This window comes from Marinihelvus fidelis, assembly GCF_008725655.1.
GTDB classification, from domain to species: Bacteria; Pseudomonadota; Gammaproteobacteria; order Xanthomonadales; family SZUA-36; genus Marinihelvus; species Marinihelvus fidelis.
Genome location: NZ_VYXP01000006.1, coordinates 47,379 through 61,608, shown reverse-complemented (window position 1 = coordinate 61,608; position 14,230 = coordinate 47,379). Strand labels below are relative to the sequence as shown.

Below are 14,230 nucleotides of genomic sequence, written 5' to 3'. Positions count from 1 at the left end.
GATGATCAAGGCTGAAGAATACGCGCGCCGCCGGCGCCAGTTAATGCGCACGGTGGGCGAGGGCGCGGTGGTGATCCTGCGCGCCGCGCCGGAGCGCGTGCGCAACCACGACGTGCTTTACCCCTATCGCCAGGACAGCGATTTCCTCTACCTGACCGGGTTCAAGGAGCCGGACGCCATGCTGGTGCTGGTCACCGAGGCCAGCGGCGGGCGCAGCATCCTGTTCTGCCGGGAAAAGGACCCGGTCAAGGAGATGTGGGACGGGGCGATGATCGGGCTCGAGGCCGCGGTGTCGGAATACGGCATGGACGAGGCCTGGCCCATCGGCGAGGTCGAGCGGCGACTGCCGGACCTGCTGCACGACCGGGTGCGCATCGTGCACGACCTGGGCCGTGACCCGGCGTTCGACACCCAGCTGATTGGCTGGCTGAACGCGTTCCGCGGCAAGCCGCGGCGTAGCTTCCATGCCCCTGACGAGATCGTTGAACTCGGCCACCTGCTGCACGACATGCGGCTGTACAAGAGCCGCGGTGAGCTGTCGGCCATGCGCCGCGCGGCGCGGGTCTCGGCCGAGGCCCACGTGCTGGCCATGCAGGCCTGCGAGCCCGGCCTTAACGAGGCGGATATCCATGCCACGCTGGTCCAGCACTTCATGCGCGAACACTGCGACGTGGCCTATTCGCCCATTGTCGGTGGCGGCGCCAATGCCTGCGTGTTGCACTACATCACGAACAATGCGCCGCTGGCCGACGGCGACCTGCTGCTGATCGACGCCGGCGCGGAATATGACGGTTACGCCGCCGACATCACCCGGACCTTTCCCGTGAATGGTCGCTTCAGCGAACCGCAGCGGCAGCTCTACGAACTGGTGCTGGCCGCGCAGGCCGCGGCCATCGACAGGGTGCGCCCGGGCAGCCAGTGGGAGGATATCCACGAGGCCGCCGTGTCGGTGCTGACCGACGGCCTGCTGGCGCTGGGCATTCTCGAAGGTGAGCGTGAGGACGCGCTGGAGCAGGGCCTGGTCGACAACTACTACGTGCACAAGACCGGCCACTGGCTGGGCCTGGACGTGCACGATGCCGGTGACTACCAGGTCGACGGTCATTCACGGGAGCTGGAGCCCGGCATGGTGCTGACCATCGAGCCCGGGCTGTATATCCGCGCCGACGACACGCGCGTGGATGAACGCTGGCGCGGCATCGGCATCCGTATTGAGGATGATGTCGTGGTGACCCGCGACGAGCCGGAGATTCTGACCCGGCATGTACCCAAGGCGATCGCCGACATCGAGGCCCTGATGGGCGCATGAGCAGCGACGCGACCAGTCGGCCCGATGTCGACGTGGCCATCGTCGGCGGCGGCCTGGTCGGAACCGCGCTGGCCTGCGCGCTGGCGCCGCTGGGCTGGGCCGTGGCCGTGATTGAAGCGCGGCCGGTCGCCGCTGGCGAAGCGACGTCCACGAATCATGACCCCCGCTGTTTCGCGCTCGCCGCCGCTTCCTGCCGCATCCTCGAGGGCCTGGACGCCTGGCCGGCCCTGGCCGCCTCCGCCGGCCCCATCCGCGATATCGTCGTCACCGAAAAGGGCCGCCCCGGGCGCGTGCACCTGGATCCTGCCGAACTGGGCCTGGACGCATTCGGGCAGGTTGTTCCCGCGCCCGCGCTGGGCCGGGTGTTGCTGGACCGGGCCCGCGGCCTGGATGGCGTGGTGATGCACCAGGGCGCGGTCGTGACCGCGTTGCAACAGGCCGATGACCGCGTGACCCTGGCGATGGACCGTGGCCCGGCAGCCGACGGCTCCGGCCCCGCGCATCTTTCCGCATCGCTGGTGGTGGCCGCCGACGGTGCCGACTCCCCGGTGCGCGAAATGCTAGGCATCGGCACGCGCCGCAAGGATTACGGTCAGACCGCCGTGGTCTGTCATGTCACGCCGGCGCAGCACCATCGTGGCCGCGCCTTCGAACGCATGACAGCCGACGGCCCATTCGCCATGCTGCCGCTGCCTAACGGGCGTTGCGGCCTGGTCTGGTGCGCGCCACCGGGCCGCGCGGCCGAACTCATGGAGGCACCGGACGAGGACTTCCTGGCGGAAGCCGGCGGGCGTTCGGGTGGCGTGCTGGGGACATTCTCAGAAGCCGGTGCGCGCCGTGCCTGGCCGCTTTCGCTGGTGGTGCCCGAGCGCGATGTCGATGACCGGGTGGTGCTGGTCGGCAATGCCGCCCACACCATTCACCCGGCCGGCGCCCAGGGCTTCAACCTGGGGTTGCGCGATGTGGCCGCGCTGGCCGAGGCGCTCTCGGGTCACACGGCCGGCAGTTCAAGCCGCCCGATTGATGCCGGCGACCCGGCCAGGCTCGCCGCTTACGCCAGCGCACGCGCCGCGGACCGGAAGGCCACGGTGGCTTTCACTGACGGCCTGGTCGGCCTGTTTTCCAGCGCCATGCCGTTCGCTGCCAGTGCGCGGTCGGGCGCCCTGCTGGCACACGCGTTGTTGCCGCCGTTGCGTCGTCGCCTGGTCTCGGCCGCCATGGGCTACCGGCCGCCGGTATCGCGGTTGGCGCTGGGTGAACCGTTGGCGCCGGTGCGCGAGGGCGCGTCATGACCAACCGTTCAGCTCCGGTAATCGTGGTCGGTGGTGGCATCGTCGGCGCCGTCACGGCGAGTCTTCTGGACCGTGCCGGGTGGCCAGTCATGCTGGTCGATCCCGGGCCGGCGCCCGTTGCACCTACGGGTGACTTCGACCTGCGCGTTTCCGCCGTGTCGCCGGGCTCTGCCGCCATCCTCGGCCAGGCCGGCGGTGCCGGTGCCCTGCAGGGCGAGCGCGCCTGCGCCTATCGGCGCATGGTGGTGGAGGACCGGCATCCGGGCACCCGGATCGAATTCGAAGCACCCGCCTTCGGCCTGGAACGGCTCGGTACGCTGGTGGAGAACGAGGCCGTCAGGGCAGCGCTATGGCAGTCCCTGGACGATGTCGAGGTGGTCCGCGACCGGGTGCGCTCGGTGGATGGCCGTCGTGGCCAGGTCACGCTGGCCGGCGGTCGGGACATCGAGGCTGACCTGGTCATCGCCTGCGATGGCGCGGGGCCGGGCGTGCGCACCCTGCTGGGCATTTCCGAGTCCACCTGGGAGTACAACCAGGCCGCGCTGGTCTGCGAGGTCCGGTGCCAGGCACCCAACCCCGGAACGGCCTGGCAGCGCTTCCTGGATACCGGCCCGCTGGCCTTCCTGCCGCTGGCCAGCGGCGCGTCGTCCATCGTGTGGACGTTGCCTGCGGCACGCGCGCGGGAACTGGCGGATGCCGACCAGGCGAGCTTCCACGCGGCACTGGATGATGCCGGCGGAGACTGGCTGGGCGGTGTGGTCAGCACCGGGCCACGGGCCACATTCCCGCTGGTGATGCGAGCCAGCGATCGCCTGGCCGGCCCTGGCGCCGTGTTGCTGGGCGATGCCGCGCACGCGGTGCACCCGCTGGCCGGGCAGGGCGTCAACCTGGGCCTGGCCGATGCCGCGGCGCTGGTCGAGGCGCTGCTGGCGGCCCGCGCGGCTGGTCGCGAAGCCGATGCCGATGTGCTGGCCGGCTGGGCCCGGCAGCGGCAATCGGAGAGCGGATTGATGGCCCGCGGGATTCACGCCCTGGGCGGATTGTTCGGGCCCGGCTGGCTGGGTCCGGTGCGCGCGCTGGGCATTCGCGCGGTGTCCGCAAGCTGGCTGGCACGCGACGCGTTTGTGCGCCGCGCGGCCGGATTGGGCCCCGGTTCACCGCGGCTGGCGCGGGGCGCGACCTTGAAATCGCTGTTGGCGACCTGAAATCCTGCTATAACAACCATGATGCGCCTTCGGGGCGCAACCACTTTCTCAACACCATGAACTCGCGGGGAGTCAAATGATTCACGACAGCATCCTGGGCACCATCGGCCGTACGCCGGTAGTGAAAATCAATAAGCTGGCGCCGGAAGGCATCGACATGTTCGTCAAGATCGAGGCCTTCAATCCCCTGTCTTCGGTCAAGGACAGGTTGGCGATCGCCATCATCGAGGATGCCGAGCGACGCGGTACGCTGAAGCCCGGGCAGACGGTGGTCGAGGCCACGTCCGGCAACACCGGCATCGCGCTGGCCATGGTCTGCGCCGCCAAGGGCTACCCGTTCGTGTCAGTCATGGCCGAGTCATTCTCGGTCGAGCGTCGCAAGCTGATGAAGTTCCTGGGTGCGAAGCTGGTGCTCACCCCGGCGGCCGAACGCGGCACCGGCATGGTGCGCAAGGCGGCCGAGCTGGCCGAAGCCAACGGCTGGTTCCTGGCCCGGCAATTCGAAAACGAGGCCAACCCCGCCTATCACCGCAATACCACCGGCCCGGAAATCCTGCGTGATTTCGCCGGCCGTCGGCTGGACTACTTCGTCAGTGGCTACGGCACCGGCGGTACGGTCACCGGCGCGGGCCAGGTCATCAAGGCCGCGCGCCCCGATGTGAAAGTGGTGATCACCGAGCCGGCCGGCGCGGCCCTGCTGGATGGCAAGGAATGGGCGCCGCACAAGATCCAGGGCTGGACACCCGACTTCATTCCCGATGTGCTCGACCGCGACGTGGCCGATATCTACCAGCCGGTTACCGACGACGCGGCCATCGAGACATCCCGCGCGCTGGCCACGAAGGAAGGCATTTTCTGCGGCATCTCCAGCGGCGCGACCTTCGCGGCCGCGTTGCAGACCGCGGCGCAGGCGGAACCGGGCAGCGCCATCCTGGCGATGCTGCCGGATACCGGTGAGCGTTACCTGTCCACGCCGCTGTTCGAAGGTATTACCGAAGAATCCGACGACGTCTGACGACGTCGCCTGGCGTCAGTGATCACGGTTCGCGGCCTGGGTTCAGGCCGCGAGCAGGTCGTCGGGCAGGGCCCGGAAACAGGTCGCCAGCTCCCGCATCAGTTCACCCAGGGGTGAGGTCCTGCGCCAGACCAGTGCGATGGTCCGGTGCGGCGCCGGCTTGGCGAACGAGCGCAGCTCGATGCCCTGGGTCTGGGCAATCGGGGGGCGCACGGCCATCACCGGCATCAGCGTCACGCCGACATCGGCCGCCACCATCTGCCGCAGTGTTTCCATGCTGGTGGCATGAAAATCCAGCCGCTCTCGCGCGTTGGCCATCGCACAGACCTCCAGCGCCTGGTCCCTCAGGCAATGTCCATCCTCCAGCAGCAACAGCTCGGCGCCGTCCAGGTCGCCGACATCGATGCTGTCCTTGCTGGCCAGCGGGTGGTTTTGCGGCAGCGCCATGACGAACGGCTCCTCGAACAGGACCTCGTGTTCGAGGTTGTCGTGGCCCACCGGCAGGGCGATCAGCCCGGCATCGAGTTCCCCGTCGTCGATCTTGTTCAGCAGGTCGGCGGTCTTCTCTTCCGCCAGTTCCAGTCGCAGCCGGGGAAAGCGCTGCCGGATGCCCGGCATCACGTGGGGCAGCAGGTAAGGGGCCAGGGTGGGGAACAGCCCCAGCCGCAGGGTGCCGGTCTCGGGGTCGCGGCTGCGGCGCGCGACCGAGTAGATCTGCTCGACATCACGCAGTACATGCCGTGCCCGCGCAACGACGTCCTTGCCCACCGGGGTGAGCTGGACGTTCCGTGGCGCGCGCTCCACCAGTTGCACGCCCAGTTCTTCCTCGAGCTTGCGGATCTGCGTGCTCAGCGTGGGCTGGCTGACATAGCAGGCGTCGGCGGCACGGCTGAAGTGCTGCAACTCGGCCAGCTTGATCAGGTACTTGAGGGCTCGTAGGTTCATATGGATAATTAGACACTATCAAAACTAGTTAATCAATAGCCAAATCATATTTAATTGCGGGGAAGTTTCACGTGGGTTTGCCGGTGCCCACCTATAATCAGATCATGCGTCGCGTGTTGGTATGGCTGTGTGTATTTCTCCTGCTCGCGCAGGGCACGGTGACCGCTGCCGACGGCCTGCCGGGCTGGGCCGTTGCGCCACCCCGACCGCAACCGGATGCGGCGACACTGGCGCGACTGCGTGACGGCGAGATCCTGGTCGAGGCTGAGCGCGGCGACGATGGTGGAGGTCGTGGGTTCGTGCAGGCCTGGTTCGCCGGTGACCCCGGCGCTGCCTGGCAGCGGCTGCAGGATTGCCCGACCAACCTGGCGTTCATTTCCGGGCTGGAGGACTGCGAGTTGCTGTCGTCGTCAACGCATTCCGCGGTGACCCGGCATGTCCTCAAGCGCGCCTGGTACCTGCCCAGGCGCGAGTACGTGTTCGAGACCGTCAGGCAGCCGGTCGAGTGGCTGCGCGTTCGCCTGCTTAGCGGCGAACTGCGTGCGCTCGATGGCTACTGGCGCTTCGATCCAATGGACGGTGGCGGCTACCTGGTGACCCATGACATCCAGGTCCGCCCGGGCTTCATGGCGCCGGGCTGGTGGGTGCGCCGGACCCTGGAGCGGGACCTGCCCGACCTGCTGGCCTGCCTGCGGTCGATATCGGAGGCGTCGCCATCCGCCGTAACGGCGCGCGCAGACGCCGAACGCTGCCCGCGCTGAAACGCCGCATTGGCGGGCCGAATCCCTTAAAATGGCGGTTTCGCATTCAATTCGATCACGAGACCCGGAACGCATGACCCAGCACACCGTCCTGACCGGCATCACGACCACCGGAACGCCCCACCTGGGCAACTACGTGGGCGCCATCAAGCCGGCCATCCGCGCCAGCCTCGACCCGGACACGGCGTCGTTCTTCTTTCTTGCCGACTACCACGCGTTGATCAAGTGCGAGGACCCTGAACGGGTGCGCCAGTCGACGCTGGAAATCGCTTCCACATGGCTGGCGCTGGGGCTGGATCCGGAGGCCGTCACTTTCTACCGGCAGTCCGATGTGCCGGAGATCACCGAGCTGACCTGGATCCTGACCTGCTCCACGGCCAAGGGCCTGATGAACCGCGCCCATGCCTACAAGGCGGCGGTGCAGGACAACACCGATGCGGGTGAGGACCCGGACCACGCCATTACCATGGGGCTGTTCAGCTACCCCATCCTGATGGCCGCCGACATCCTGATGTTCAACGCCGACAAGGTGCCGGTGGGTCGCGACCAGGTCCAGCACCTGGAGATGGCGCGTGATATCGCCGCGCGCTTCAATCATCGTTTCGGCGAACTGTTCGTGCTGCCGGAAGCCGTCGTCGAGGAGCACGTGGCCACGCTGCCCGGCCACGACGGCCGCAAGATGTCGAAGAGCTACAACAACACCATTCCGCTGTGGCTGCCGGAGAAGCAGCTGCGCAAGTCCATCATGAAGATCGTCACCAACTCGCTGGAGCCGGGTGAACCGAAGGACCCGGACGAGGGCGCGCTGTTCCCGATCTTTGCCGCCTTCGCCGACCAGGCGCAGCGCGATGACATGCGCCAGGCCTTCGCCGACGGCATCGCCTGGGGCCAGGCCAAGCAGCAGGTCTTTGAGTTGATCAACGCCGAGCTGGCCGAGGCCCGCGCGCGCTACGAGGCGCTGATTGCCGATACCGCCGCGGTCGAGGCCGTGCTGTTGCGCGGCGCGGAAAAGGCCCGCGCCGCGGCGGCGCCGTTGCTGCAGCGCGCCCGCGAAGCGGTCGGGATTCGCAAGCTGGCCTGATCCATGGTCAAGGCGACACCACACGGCCAGGTGCTGGTCGCGGCGTTCTACCGCTTCTCCCACCTGGATGACTACCGCGAGCGCCGCGAGCGTTTGCAGCAGTCCTGCCAGGACCTGGGCCTGCTGGGCACCATCCTGTTGGCCGAGGAAGGCATCAACGGCACCGTGGCGGGCCCCGAAAAGGGTGTCCGGCGCCTGCTCGAGCGCTTGCGCGAGGACCCGCGACTGGCCGACCTGCAGGCCAAGTTCTCCTGGGCCGCCGAGCAGCCGTTCTACCGCATGAAGGTGCGGCTGAAGAAGGAGATTGTCAGCCTGGGCGTGCCCGGCATCGACCCGCGCAGCCAGGCTGGTGATTACGTCGCGCCGGAAGACTGGAACGCGCTGATCAGCCGTGATGACGTGCGCGTGATCGATACCCGCAACGACTACGAGGTCCACCTGGGCAGTTTCGAAGGCGCGGAGGACCCGGGCACGCGCTCGTTCCGCGATTTCCCGGCGTGGGCCCGCGAGAACCTGGACCCGGCCCGCGACCGCAACGTCGCCATGTTTTGCACCGGCGGCATCCGCTGCGAGAAATCCACTGCGCTACTGAAGCAGATGGGTTTCGAGAATGTCTTCCACCTGGACGGCGGCATCCTCAACTACCTGGAAACCGTGGACCCGCAGGACAGCCTGTGGCGCGGCGACTGCTTCGTGTTCGACAACCGCGTCACCGTCGATCACGAACTGCGCCAGGGCGACCTGGAAGTCTGCCCGGCCTGCCGCATGCCGGTGACGGCCGAGGACCGCGCCTCGCCGAAATTCGAGCTGCACGTGTCATGCCCCAAATGCTTCGACCGCCTGACCCCGGAGCGCCGGGAGAGCCTGCTGGAACGGGCGCGACAGATCGAACTGGCGGCCGAGCGCGGCGAGAAGCACCTGGGTAGCCGCTAAACCGCGGCGGTGGCATGATGCCGGCCGCCTCATTACCATAGGTCGTATCCCCACCAACCCCGACGAGACATTGCAGAATCCCGTAACGGACCCGGCCACCACGGCCACCCCCTCTCCCGAATCCGCCGACAATACGGAATCCACGGCCGCCGAACAGGCCGGCGACAGCATCGAAACCTTCGATGCGGTGGTGCTGGAATGGCTGCCGGAAAGTGTCAGCTCGCCGATGGAAACCCTTGCAGCCTATCCCCTGCTGATGGCATTCCTGGTGATCACCGCCGGCTATGTCCTGGGCAAGATTCTGCAGTTCCTGCTGCGGGTCATCGGCCAGCGGCTGACCAGCCGCACCCGCACCGACCTGGATGACAGGCTGTTGCAGGCCGCGCGGCGGCCGGCGTTGACCATCCCGGTGATCCTGTCGCTGCTGGTGGTCACGGCGCTGGCGCCGTTGCCGGGGCTGCTGCACCGCTTTACCGTCGGCGTGCTGGCCACGGTGCTGCTGTTTTCGCTGCTGCGCGCCTCGCTGGCGGCGGCGCATGCCGTGCTCGAGGTGCTGGCACGCAACCAGGACCGCGCCGGCATCATCCAGCCGCGTACCATCCCGCTGTTCGAGATCAGCGCCAAGGTGCTGCTGGTGGCCATTGCCGGCTACGCCTTCCTGCTGATCTGGGGCATTGACCCGACCGCATGGCTGGCCTCGGCCGGTGTCATTGGTATCGCGGTGGGTTTCGCGGCCAGGGATTCGCTGGCCAACCTGTTCTCGGGCATCTTTATCGTCGCCGATGCGCCGTACAAGATCGGCGACTACATCGTGCTGGACACTGGTGAGCGCGGCGAAGTGACCCACCTGGGCCTGCGCTCAACCCGGCTGCTGACACGGGACGATATCGAGGTCACGATTCCCAACGCCATCATCGCCAACGCCAAGATCATCAACGAGAGCGGCGGGCCGTGGGAAAAACACCGCATTCGCCTGCCGGTGGGCGTGGCCTACGGCAGCGACCTGGACCAGGTGGTGGGTATCCTCGAAGGCGTGGCCGCCGAGCACCCCGAGGTGCTGGACGACCCGGCGCCACGGGTGCGCATGCGCGCCTTCGGCCCCAGCTCACTGGATTTCGAACTGCTGGGCTGGGTTGAGCGCCCGGTGCAGCGCGGCAAGGTGCTGCACGAGCTGTTCATGGCGGTTTATCGCCGCTTTAACGATGAAGGCGTGAAGATCCCGTTCCCGCAGCGCGATATTCACATCCGCCGCGATTTGCCGGACATCGTGGATGACGGTGGCAACGCGCCAGAGCCGGACAACGGCCGCGACGACTGACGCCGCGGCCCCGGGTTCAGCCTGAGCGGCCGAGCTTCTCCAGGATGGCGTCGACGGCGCCGTCCAGCGGGATGGCCTCGTTGTCGCTGGCGCCACGGGCGCGGTACTCCAGCGTGCCATCGTCCAGGCCGCGCTCGCCCACCACCACGCGGTGCGGAATGCCAATCAGCTCCATGTCGTTGAACATCACGCCGGGGCGCAGGCCGCGGTCGTCGTAGAGGACGTCGACGCCGGCATCCAGCAAATCGCGGTAAAGCGCGTCGGCGGCTTCGGCCACGCGCGGTGACTTCTTTGCGTTCATCGGCAGCAGCGCGATATCGAACGGCGCCAGCGGCGCGGGCCAGATGATGCCGTTGTCGTCATGGTTCTGTTCGATGGCAGCGGCAACGATGCGCGACACGCCGATGCCGTAACAGCCCATGGGCATGACGTGCGACTTGCCGTCCTCGCCCAGCACCACGGCATTCATGGCCTCGGAGTACTTGGTGCCCAGCTGGAAAATGTGACCCACCTCGATGCCGCGGGCAATTTCCAGCACACCCTGGCCGTCCGGGCTGGGGTCGCCGGCCTCGGCATTGCGCAGGTCGGCCACGCGTGGCAGCGGCAGGTCGCGCTCCCAGTTGATGCCGAAGTAGTGCTTGCCGTCGTCGTTGGCGCCGGCGGTGAAGTCCGCCATGGCGGCGACCGCGTGGTCGGCGATCACCGGCAGGTCGATGCCGACCGGGCCCAGTGAGCCGGGGCCGGCGCCAAAGGCGGCGCGAATCTCTTTCTCGTCGGCGAACACCAGCGGCGACGCCACGCCGTTCAGCTTTTCCGCCTTGATCGCGTTCAGGGTGTGGTCACCGCGTACCAGCAGCACCACCAGGCCGTCGTCGCCGTGCGCGACCAGCGTCTTCACGGTCTTCTCGATGGGTACATCAAAGCCGCTGACCAGGTCGTCGATGGTCTTCGCGTTGGGCGTGTCGACGGTGCGCAGTTCTTCGGCAGGCGCGGGCCGGTCACCGGCGGGCGGCCTGACCTCGCACAGTTCGACGTTGGCGGCATAGTCGGAGCCGGTGGAGAACGCGATCAGGTCCTCGCCGGAATCGGCCAGCACGTGGAATTCGTGCGACTGGTTGCCACCGATGGCGCCCGGGTCGGCGTTGACGGCGCGGAATCCCAGGCCGGCGCGCTCGAAGATGCGCGAGTACACCTTGTACATCTGCCAGTAGGTCTCGTCCAGGCTGGCGGCGTCGATGTGGAAGGAATAGGCGTCCTTCATCAGGAATTCGCGCGCCCGCATCACGCCGAAGCGCGGACGGATCTCGTCGCGGAACTTGGTCTGGATCTGGTAGAAGGTGATCGGCAACTGCTTGTAGCTGCGCAGTTCGTTGCGCACAAAGTCGGTGATGACCTCCTCGTGGGTGGGGCCGAAGCAGTAATCACGGCCACCGCGATCCTGGATTTTCAGCAACTGGCCGCCGAATTTCTCCCAGCGTCCGGATTCTTCCCACAGTTCGGCCGGCTGCACGGCGGGCATGAGCATTTCCAGGTAGCCGGCGCGGTCCATTTCCTCGCGGACGATGTTCTCGACCTTGCGCAGTACCTTCAGCCCCAGCGGGGTCCAGGTGTAGATGCCGGCGGTGAGTTTGCGGATCATGCCGGCGCGCAGCATCAGCTGGTGGCTGGCAATCTCGGCATCGGCGGGGGTTTCGCGGGTCGTGGTCAGGTGGAAAGCGGAAGTTCTCATGATGTTGGGTCGCAGGCCGTCGTGGGCGGCCATGGTGGCCGCCGCTGAGTGAATGAATCCGCTATTTTATCCTGACCGGGCGCGTCAGTCGCAGTTACTGGCGATGAATTCCTTGCTTTTTGCCAGCATGGCCAGTCGCTCGTTGTCGTCCAGGCGGCGGCTGCCGCCGTTGCCATCGGGCATCAGCACGTTGGTGCTCGATTCCAGGGTGACGGCCTGCTCGCGGGCCTGGGTGCAGGCGGCCTGGAGTTGCTGGCGAATGCTGGCCTGCTCCGCGGCCGCTTCCTGCTGGGCCTGGCGTTCCTGCCGCGCCTGGGCGCCGGGGGTCAGGGCGTCGTCCCCAGGAGCCCCGGCACCGTCCTCGGCGGCTGTCTCAATCGTCGGCTCACCAGTGGCGACCGGTGGCGGCTTGATATCGACCGACTGGGCGTTCGCGCCATCGGGCGCGCGCTCGCCAAAATGAACAGTACCGTTCTCGTCGGTCCACTTGTAGATTTCGCTGCCGGAACCGCCGTCGCTGTCCTGGGCAAGGCCGGAAGATGCGATGGCAAGGCTGGCGACGAGGGTGAGTACCCGGACGGGGTGGGGTGTGACGATAGACATGAGCCGGTTCCTTCCTGGAATTCGAGTGACTGTTATAGCACAGCCGCCACAAGGCCCCAACGTGCCCGTGATATCATCTGCCATAACGATTGAAGTGCACGGCAACCCATGGATTCGAACGGAAAAATCCCCCCGAAGGGCGCGTTTCTCCTGCCCAACCTGCTGACGACCTGCGCGTTGTTCGCCGGCGTGTACTCGATCATCTCGGGCATTAACGGCCAGTACGAGGCGGCGGCCATCGCCATCGGCATCGCCGGCGTGCTCGACGGGCTGGATGGCCGCGTTGCGCGGCTGACCAATACCCAGAGCGAGTTCGGTGTGCAGTTTGACAGCCTGTCCGACATGATTTCATTCGGCCTGGCGCCGGCGATGCTGGCCTTCAACTGGTCGCTGCAGAGCCTGGGTCACCTGGGCCCGATGGCGGGCAAGCTCGGCTGGCTGGCGGCCTTCGTCTACATCGCCTGCGCGGCGCTGCGGCTGGCGCGCTTCAACGCCCAGGCCGGCAAGCAGGACAAGACCTATTTCCAGGGCCTGGCCAGCCCCGCCGCGGCGCTGACACTGGCGGTGACCATCTGGTTCTTCGTCGACAACGGCATCGATGGTGAGCAGGTCAGCTGGCTGATCTGGTTCGCCACGGTCACGCTGGGGCTGCTGATGTTTTCCAGCGTGCGCTATTTCAGCTTCAAGTCCATGGGCGGCTCCGAGAAGGTGCCGATGGCGTGGATATTTGCGCTGGTGCTGCTGCTGGTGCTGTTCTCGGTCGATCCGCCCGCCGTCGGCATGGTGGCCGGCACGGTCTACGTGCTGTCCGGCATCATCATGACCCTGGCCGGTCGCCGCAGCCGCCTGGAGCGGCGCGCGCGCCGGCGCCGCCTGGCACGTCGCCGGCAGGCGGAAAAAGCCATGCAGGCCGAAGAGCGGGGGCCGGATTCATGAACCCGCATACACGCGCCGGTTACCTGAAGGCCCTGGGCATCCCGTTGTGGGTGCGGCCGGAGCGCCTGGCGGACTATGCCGGCCCGGAAGCCGAAATCGCGGCCGGCGTCGCAGCCGAACCCGTCGCCGTTACGGCGGCGCCCGTGGCTGAGCCGGCACCGGTCCCCCAGCCCGCGCCGGCGCCAAAAGCCGTGCCTGAAACGGCACCCGCGAAGACTCCCGCGCCGCCCGCCGCCGAGCCCGCGAGCCGCGCGCCGCGCGCGGTGCGCCTGGGGCCTGGCGAGGGGCCGGCCTTGCTGCTGTGCGCGGGGCCGGGCGAAGCCTCGGGCGCCCTGGCCAACGATGTCTGCCGCGCCCTGGGTGGCCAGCCCGCCTGGGCCTGGCCGGACAGCGGAGAGCAGGGCATGCCGGTTGCAGAAGCGGCTGAGGAGCGGATGTTCACGGCGATCGTTATCTTTGGCGCCGGGCTGGCTCGGACGCTGTTCGGCGGCAAGCCGCCGGTGAGCTGCGGCGCGGCGCGCGTGGTGATCGCGCCGTCGATGGCCGAGCTCAAGTCGGGGCCCGATGCCCGCCGGGCCTGCTGGAAGGCGCTGCTGGAGTCCGGCGTCGTTCGCGCGCCGTGAGCGCCCAGCCCAACCCGTTTCACCCGGTACTGCGGCCGCTGGTCGAAGCCGACCTGGACGCCGTGTTCGAAATCGAGATCAGCGCCTACCCGTTCCCGTGGACGCGGGGCATTTTTTCCGAGTGCCTGCGCGTGGGGTACGGCTGTTATGGCCTGCAGGCGGGGCCCGACCTGGCCGGCTACGCCATCCATAACTGGGCGGCGGGTGAGAGCCACCTGCTCAACCTCTGTGTTTCCCCGGACTGGCAGCGCCGTGGTTTTGGCTCGATCCTGCTGGATCACGCCATCGACCACGCTCGGGTGTGTGGGGCCGAGGTGATGTTCCTGGAAGTGCGGCCGTCCAACCCGGGCGCAATCGCGTTGTACGAGCGCCGCGGGTTCACCGAGATTGGCCGCCGCCCCGCGTATTACCGCGCCGGCGACGGCCGTGAGGATGCCGTGGTCATGCGCCTGCCACTGGTGGCCGGCCCGTAAGGCGGCG

Annotated in this window: 14 protein-coding genes; 11 read left to right on the top strand and 3 right to left on the bottom strand. The window is 67.6% G+C overall.

Annotated elements, in window-relative coordinates; all coding sequences use genetic code 11:
• Nucleotide 1: 1 nt before the first annotated feature.
• The 4 genes from F3N42_RS10550 to cysK all read left to right on the top strand — a co-directional run bounded on the left by F3N42_RS10550 (nt 2) and on the right by cysK (nt 4,821).
• Nucleotides 2–1,309, top strand: coding sequence for an aminopeptidase P N-terminal domain-containing protein (locus F3N42_RS10550; protein WP_150864441.1), 1,308 nt, complete (start codon nt 2–4; stop codon nt 1,307–1,309).
• Nucleotides 1,306–2,601, top strand: a complete 1,296-nt coding sequence (locus tag F3N42_RS10545; RefSeq protein ID WP_150864440.1) for an FAD-dependent oxidoreductase — start codon at nt 1,306–1,308, stop codon at nt 2,599–2,601. The genes F3N42_RS10550 and F3N42_RS10545 overlap by 4 nt, the downstream gene beginning before the upstream one ends.
• The gene (locus F3N42_RS10540; protein WP_150864439.1) at nt 2,598–3,806 is read left to right on the top strand and encodes an FAD-dependent monooxygenase; all 1,209 of its coding nucleotides are present in this window, start codon (nt 2,598–2,600) and stop codon (nt 3,804–3,806) included. Before F3N42_RS10545 ends, F3N42_RS10540 begins: the two co-directional genes overlap by 4 nt.
• Before the next feature lie 76 nt (nt 3,807–3,882).
• Nucleotides 3,883–4,821, top strand: coding sequence for a cysteine synthase A (gene cysK, locus F3N42_RS10535; RefSeq protein ID WP_150864438.1), 939 nt, complete (start codon nt 3,883–3,885; stop codon nt 4,819–4,821).
• A gap of 42 nt (nt 4,822–4,863) precedes the next feature.
• Here the strand turns inward: cysK and F3N42_RS10530 are convergent, their stop codons facing one another.
• Complete coding sequence (locus tag F3N42_RS10530) at nt 4,864–5,766, bottom strand: LysR substrate-binding domain-containing protein (protein ID WP_150864437.1); 903 nt, start codon at nt 5,764–5,766, stop codon at nt 4,864–4,866.
• 104 nt (nt 5,767–5,870) lie between these two features.
• Between F3N42_RS10530 and F3N42_RS10525 the strand changes: the two genes are divergently transcribed.
• From F3N42_RS10525 to F3N42_RS10510, 4 genes are all read left to right on the top strand, one after another.
• Nucleotides 5,871–6,527 carry an SRPBCC family protein gene (locus F3N42_RS10525; protein ID WP_191621358.1) on the top strand — a complete coding sequence of 219 codons (657 nt, stop codon included), beginning with the start codon at nt 5,871–5,873 and terminating at the stop codon, nt 6,525–6,527.
• Between the two features lie 73 nt (nt 6,528–6,600).
• Nucleotides 6,601–7,608, top strand: a complete 1,008-nt coding sequence (trpS, locus tag F3N42_RS10520; RefSeq protein ID WP_150864435.1) for a tryptophan--tRNA ligase — start codon at nt 6,601–6,603, stop codon at nt 7,606–7,608.
• A 3-nt stretch (nt 7,609–7,611) separates the two neighbouring features.
• Nucleotides 7,612–8,541 carry an oxygen-dependent tRNA uridine(34) hydroxylase TrhO gene (trhO, locus tag F3N42_RS10515; RefSeq protein WP_150864434.1) on the top strand — a complete coding sequence of 310 codons (930 nt, stop codon included), beginning with the start codon at nt 7,612–7,614 and terminating at the stop codon, nt 8,539–8,541.
• A 70-nt stretch (nt 8,542–8,611) separates the two neighbouring features.
• Complete coding sequence (locus tag F3N42_RS10510; protein ID WP_224784853.1) at nt 8,612–9,859, top strand: mechanosensitive ion channel family protein; 1,248 nt, start codon at nt 8,612–8,614, stop codon at nt 9,857–9,859.
• 16 nt (nt 9,860–9,875) lie between these two features.
• Here F3N42_RS10510 and F3N42_RS10505 read toward each other — a convergent pair whose 3' ends face one another.
• Together F3N42_RS10505 and F3N42_RS10500 are read right to left on the bottom strand one after the other, a co-directional pair.
• Nucleotides 9,876–11,588, bottom strand: a complete 1,713-nt coding sequence (locus F3N42_RS10505) for a proline--tRNA ligase (protein WP_150864689.1) — start codon at nt 11,586–11,588, stop codon at nt 9,876–9,878.
• 84 nt (nt 11,589–11,672) lie between these two features.
• Entirely contained in the window at nt 11,673–12,191 is a 519-nt protein-coding gene (locus F3N42_RS10500) for a DUF4124 domain-containing protein (protein ID WP_191621357.1), read from the bottom strand.
• Between the two features lie 108 nt (nt 12,192–12,299).
• Here F3N42_RS10500 and pssA point away from each other — a divergent pair, with 108 nt between their 5' ends.
• The 3 genes from pssA to rimI are packed head-to-tail and all read left to right on the top strand — an operon-like array spanning nt 12,300 to nt 14,223.
• Complete coding sequence (gene pssA / locus F3N42_RS10495; RefSeq protein WP_150864432.1) at nt 12,300–13,127, top strand: CDP-diacylglycerol--serine O-phosphatidyltransferase; 828 nt, start codon at nt 12,300–12,302, stop codon at nt 13,125–13,127.
• Nucleotides 13,124–13,750, top strand: a complete 627-nt coding sequence (locus tag F3N42_RS10490) for a hypothetical protein (protein ID WP_150864431.1) — start codon at nt 13,124–13,126, stop codon at nt 13,748–13,750. Before pssA ends, F3N42_RS10490 begins: the two co-directional genes overlap by 4 nt.
• Nucleotides 13,747–14,223 (top strand): ribosomal protein S18-alanine N-acetyltransferase, encoded by a 477-nt coding sequence (rimI, locus tag F3N42_RS10485; RefSeq protein ID WP_150864430.1) that lies wholly within the window; start codon nt 13,747–13,749, stop codon nt 14,221–14,223. The genes F3N42_RS10490 and rimI overlap by 4 nt, the downstream gene beginning before the upstream one ends.
• Nucleotides 14,224–14,230 lie beyond the last annotated feature (7 nt).

Excerpts from the sequence above, each read along its gene's own strand:
- F3N42_RS10550 (WP_150864441.1), top strand. The coding sequence starts at position 2 with ATGATCAAGGCTGAAGAATACGCGCGCCGCCGGCGCCAGTTAATGCGC.
- F3N42_RS10545 (WP_150864440.1), top strand. The coding sequence starts at position 1,306 with ATGAGCAGCGACGCGACCAGTCGGCCCGATGTCGACGTGGCCATCGTC.
- F3N42_RS10540 (WP_150864439.1), top strand. The coding sequence starts at position 2,598 with ATGACCAACCGTTCAGCTCCGGTAATCGTGGTCGGTGGTGGCATCGTC.
- cysK (WP_150864438.1), top strand. The coding sequence starts at position 3,883 with ATGATTCACGACAGCATCCTGGGCACCATCGGCCGTACGCCGGTAGTG.
- F3N42_RS10530 (WP_150864437.1), bottom strand. The coding sequence starts at position 5,766 with ATGAACCTACGAGCCCTCAAGTACCTGATCAAGCTGGCCGAGTTGCAG.
- F3N42_RS10525 (WP_191621358.1), top strand. The coding sequence starts at position 5,871 with ATGCGTCGCGTGTTGGTATGGCTGTGTGTATTTCTCCTGCTCGCGCAG.
- trpS (WP_150864435.1), top strand. The coding sequence starts at position 6,601 with ATGACCCAGCACACCGTCCTGACCGGCATCACGACCACCGGAACGCCC.
- trhO (WP_150864434.1), top strand. The coding sequence starts at position 7,612 with ATGGTCAAGGCGACACCACACGGCCAGGTGCTGGTCGCGGCGTTCTAC.
- F3N42_RS10505 (WP_150864689.1), bottom strand. The coding sequence starts at position 11,588 with ATGAGAACTTCCGCTTTCCACCTGACCACGACCCGCGAAACCCCCGCC.
- F3N42_RS10500 (WP_191621357.1), bottom strand. The coding sequence starts at position 12,191 with ATGTCTATCGTCACACCCCACCCCGTCCGGGTACTCACCCTCGTCGCC.
- pssA (WP_150864432.1), top strand. The coding sequence starts at position 12,300 with ATGGATTCGAACGGAAAAATCCCCCCGAAGGGCGCGTTTCTCCTGCCC.
- F3N42_RS10490 (WP_150864431.1), top strand. The coding sequence starts at position 13,124 with ATGAACCCGCATACACGCGCCGGTTACCTGAAGGCCCTGGGCATCCCG.